Annotated in this window: 5 protein-coding genes; 1 reads left to right on the top strand and 4 read right to left on the bottom strand. The window is 39.8% G+C overall.

From position 1 onward, the window contains the following. The 4 genes from E1176_RS04750 to E1176_RS04735 all read right to left on the bottom strand — a co-directional run. Positions 1 to 369, bottom strand: a 369-nt coding sequence (locus tag E1176_RS04750; protein WP_246205941.1) for a nuclear transport factor 2 family protein, incomplete at its 3' end; no start/stop codon positions are given. Next, positions 360 to 1,448 carry a magnesium/cobalt transporter CorA gene (gene corA, locus E1176_RS04745; protein WP_155209421.1) on the bottom strand — a complete coding sequence of 363 codons (1,089 nt, stop codon included), beginning with the start codon at positions 1,446 to 1,448 and terminating at the stop codon, positions 360 to 362. The genes corA and E1176_RS04750, both read right to left, overlap by 10 nt. Beyond that, the gene (locus E1176_RS04740) at positions 1,448 to 2,302 is read right to left on the bottom strand and encodes a mechanosensitive ion channel family protein (RefSeq protein WP_155209420.1); all 855 of its coding nucleotides are present in this window, start codon (positions 2,300 to 2,302) and stop codon (positions 1,448 to 1,450) included. Before E1176_RS04740 ends, corA begins: the two co-directional genes overlap by 1 nt. Further along, positions 2,299 to 3,168 carry an alpha/beta hydrolase family protein gene (locus tag E1176_RS04735; protein ID WP_155209419.1) on the bottom strand — a complete coding sequence of 290 codons (870 nt, stop codon included), beginning with the start codon at positions 3,166 to 3,168 and terminating at the stop codon, positions 2,299 to 2,301. The genes E1176_RS04740 and E1176_RS04735 overlap by 4 nt, the downstream gene beginning before the upstream one ends. Before the next feature lie 55 nt (positions 3,169 to 3,223). Here E1176_RS04735 and E1176_RS04730 point away from each other — a divergent pair. Beyond that, positions 3,224 to 4,106: polyprenyl synthetase family protein (locus E1176_RS04730; protein ID WP_155209418.1), on the top strand; the 883-nt coding region annotated here is incomplete at its 3' end.

Genomic DNA, 4,106 nt, shown 5'->3' with positions numbered 1-4,106 from the left:
ACCATTTGAGATTTTATAGAGGGCAAAAACTTCAACGGCCGGCATGTTTTCTCTAAAAACCACACTTTCGTGATCGATCACCACATTGCCGTTTACCATTCTGTTTACGATGGTGCAGTGCAAATCGGGTAACCTTTCAAACATGCCGCTGTAAGTTGTACGCATGGCATCTTTGCCTTGCATAGACAATTCCCCAGGGAAGTTGTAAATTTTCACAGAGTCACTGTAAGGAATTAAAAAGGCTTCTATATCACGGGCATTGTAAGCGTCAAGTTGTTGCTGTGCCAATGCCTCTGGCGTTGTTTCCTGAGCCATCACAAAACCGTGGAGCACGAGAAATAGTAAGAGCAATTTTAGTCTTATAACCATTTTTTCTTTTTAAAGTAAAATAACATACCTATGAAAATAATACCCATAGCTCCCAAGGCATAAAAATAGCCGTATTTCCAGGTGAGCTCAGGCATATACTGAAAATTCATACCGTAAATACCAGCGATAAAAGTAAGAGGGATAAAAATGGTAGCAATAATGGTAAGCACCTTCATCACCTCATTCATTTTATTGCTAATGCTGGTCATGTACATATCCATGAGGCCTGTGGTAAGGTCTCTATAAGTTTCAAAGGTCTCAATGATATGAATGGTGTGGTCGTATACATCTGAGAAAAACCTTACAGTTTCTTTGTTTACAAAATCATATTCGTCTTTTGATATTTTACTTATTGCTTCTCGCAGTGGGTAAACAGACTTTCTCAAAAAGATCAACTCCTTTTTTAAGGCCTGAATTTTTTTAAGCGTATCGTTAGTTGGGTCTAAATACACCTCATCTTCAAGGTCTTCAATTCGCTCCCCCAGATTTTCGATTATGAGGTAGTAGCTATCAACAATGGTGTCGATTAATCGATAGAAGAGATAATCGACATCTCTTACTCTGGCTTTGCTATTAGGGTCACTCCTAAGTCGGGTTCTTAACCCATCAAAAAGGTCTCCTTCTTTCTCCTGAAATGAAATGAGAAAGTCTTTGCCTAAGATAAAACTCATTTGCTCATATACGATATCGTCTGGCTTGAGCGTATTTAAAGTTTTAACTGTGAAAAACAGGAAATTCTCATAATCTTCGACTTTTGGCCGTTGGTCAGGGTTAAGTATGTCCTCTAAAACCAATGGATGGATATCAAAATGATCGCCAACACTCTTGATCAGATTGATGTTGTGCAGCCCGTCTATATTAATCCAGTTTACTTTTTTAGGATCAATTTGTGTAAGTATTTCTGTCGGTTGCTCACTCGAGGCCTCGTGAAAATTAGTTTTGTCGTAATTAATAAACTCAACGATGGATTTATCGGTGAGCTTTTCTCCAAGGTGCACAAGCTGCCCTGGAGGGAGTCCGGCAGTTTTTGTTTTACTTACAAAACTGGGTATTCCTATTTTCGGTAACTGGAATGGCATCAAATCTCAACTTTTTTGTCTTTATAAACGATGGTTCTATGTGGGTATGGTATTTCTATACCTTCTGCATCGAACCTCTTTTTTATAGATTTGTGAAGGTCACATTTCATCATAAAACCTACCATAGGGTCAGTTGCCCATACATAGGCTCGAAGGTTTACAGAGCTATCTCCAAAATCTATGAGTCTCACTACCACCATTGGGCTCCCGTCTCGCTTATCTGCAGCTGACCGGTTGTCGAGTATATCGGGGTGTTTCATCGCCTCTTCCTGCATTATTTTAGTGGCGAGGTCTATGTCTGAATCATAGCTGATGCCAAATAGAACGTACATACAGGTTTTGTCTTCGTTGAGTGAAGAGTTTACGATGGTATCGTCACTGATGATTGAGTTAGGTATTACAATACGTCTATTTTCATAGTTTTTAATTACGGTATGGCGCAGCGTGATGTCTTCTACTTCACCAGAATTGCCCTTACTAAGAGAAATGTGATCACCAACTCTAAAGGGCTTAAAAAGCACAATAAACACACCGGATACAATGTTTGAAAAAGCCGATTGTGAGGCAAAACCTACAATAGCTGCTAATACACCAGCACTGGCAAAAATTCCTACACCATATTGTTTGAGCTGCGGGATATGGTAGAAAATTACCATCACAGCTAATATGAGTATGATGAAATTTATGGCATTACTCAAAAAGTTGTACTTGGTGGGGTCTAACTTCATAGACTCCGACATCCGCTTTACAAATCGTCTGATAAAGTACCTGAGTACACGTGAGAGAAAGAAAGCTCCGGCTAATACTGCCAGTGGGAAAATGATGTAATCGATGTATTGTTGGTCTATACTCATGAATTACCGCTGATTTGGCGAAGGAAAGATAATGTTTTATCTATTAATATCTGGCTGTTCTCAGGAAGTTCTTTCCCTTCGAAAGGGTGGCTGCCGTTGAACACATGGTCGGCTCCTTCTACAATGTAAAGCTCACTTTGTTTATTCCAGGTGCTCATTTCTTTGGCTTCTTCAATATTTATGGTTGGATCCTGGTCTCCGTGAATGTGCAGCAATGGCACCTTCAAACTTTCAACAGCCTTTCTAATATTTAATCGGTCGATGTTGTCGTGGTAGTCTTCAACAATATTGTACTTCATGGGCATATTCTGCTTGGTTCTTCCGTTGTAGATGTGATGGGTGCCAGTGGCTTTCCACTTTTCCATGGTTTCTTCATCCCATCTTGTACCATAATCTGCAACAGATGCCCAGGTGATCACACCTTTAATTCTGTCATCTTCGTGGGCTTTGAGTAATGTAAGGCCACCACCGCGGCTGTGACCAACCAGGTATACCTTGCTCAAATCTAAATTTGGAATCGTGCAAGTGGTAGAAAAAAGATAGTCGATTAGTGTGCCTAAATCGTCTAATTCAATGCTGTAAGTATTGTTACTAAAGGCTTCCAAATCGTCAAAATCTAATGGTTTCTCAGGAGTTGTTCCGTTGTGACTTAGATTAGGTTTTACGACACAAAAACCGTTGTAGGCCATTTCATTAGCAATAATATTCCAATGACCCCAGTCTTTAAATCCCTTAAAGCCATGAACAAATATCACCACTGGTTTGGCGTAGGTCGAAGCCACAAATCTGGCATCTACCAACATTGGTTTATTATGGTGGTCGCTGTGTAGTACTATGTCATCAATTATCTTCAGTGAGTTAGTCATCTATAATTTTGATTAAGGGGTTTTCGTAAGTATAATTGTAGCTCATTTGTCCCATATGGCTTTAAGCTTAAAAGAAATAAAATCGCCCATTGCCTCTGAGATGGAGGAATTTGAGAAAAAATTCCGAAAATCCATGAAGACCAAAGTGCTCCTGCTGGACAAAATAATGAGTTATATTGTAAAGCGCAAAGGGAAACAGATGCGACCTATGTTCGTGTTTTTAAGCGCAGGCACTTGTGGTAATATTTCTGAGGCTACTTATCGGGGCGCCTCACTCATCGAGCTCCTACACACGGCCACTCTTGTACACGATGATGTAGTTGATGATGCCAATTACAGAAGGGGTTTCTTTTCCATCAATGCATTATGGAAGAATAAAATAGCAGTTTTGGTAGGCGATTACCTGCTTTCCAGAGGGCTTTTGTTATCTGTAGATAATGGAGATTACAATTTGTTAAAAATTGTTTCCAGTGCCGTAAAGGAGATGAGTGAAGGTGAGTTGCTGCAAATTGAGAAAGCAAGAAATCTCGATATCACAGAAGATATTTATTACGAAATCATCAGGCAAAAAACGGCTTCACTTATAGCCTCTTGCTGTGCAGTTGGTGCTTCGTCTGTTAGTCAAAATGGAGAGGAGGAAAACGACAGTGTGGATCGTATGAGATCTTTCGGTGAAAAAGTGGGCATGGCTTTTCAGATAAAGGACGATTTGTTTGATTACGGTGAAAGCGAAATAGGCAAACCTCTTGGTATTGATATCAAAGAAAAGAAAATGACGCTACCTCTTATAAAAGCGTTGCAATCTGCAGGGTGGCTAGAGAAGAAGCGGATCATCAATATCATCAGAAACCATAGTCACAACAATAAAAAAGTGGCAGAAGTGATCGCTTTTGTAAAAAAATCAGGAGGTCTTGATTACGCCACCGATGTGATGAATA

It is taken from the genome of Fulvivirga aurantia (assembly GCF_009711475.1).
In the GTDB taxonomy this organism is placed as follows: Bacteria; Bacteroidota; Bacteroidia; order Cytophagales; family Cyclobacteriaceae; genus Fulvivirga; species Fulvivirga aurantia.
The sequence above is the reverse complement of the archived record's forward strand: the minus strand, read 5'-3'. Positions and strand labels throughout refer to the sequence as shown.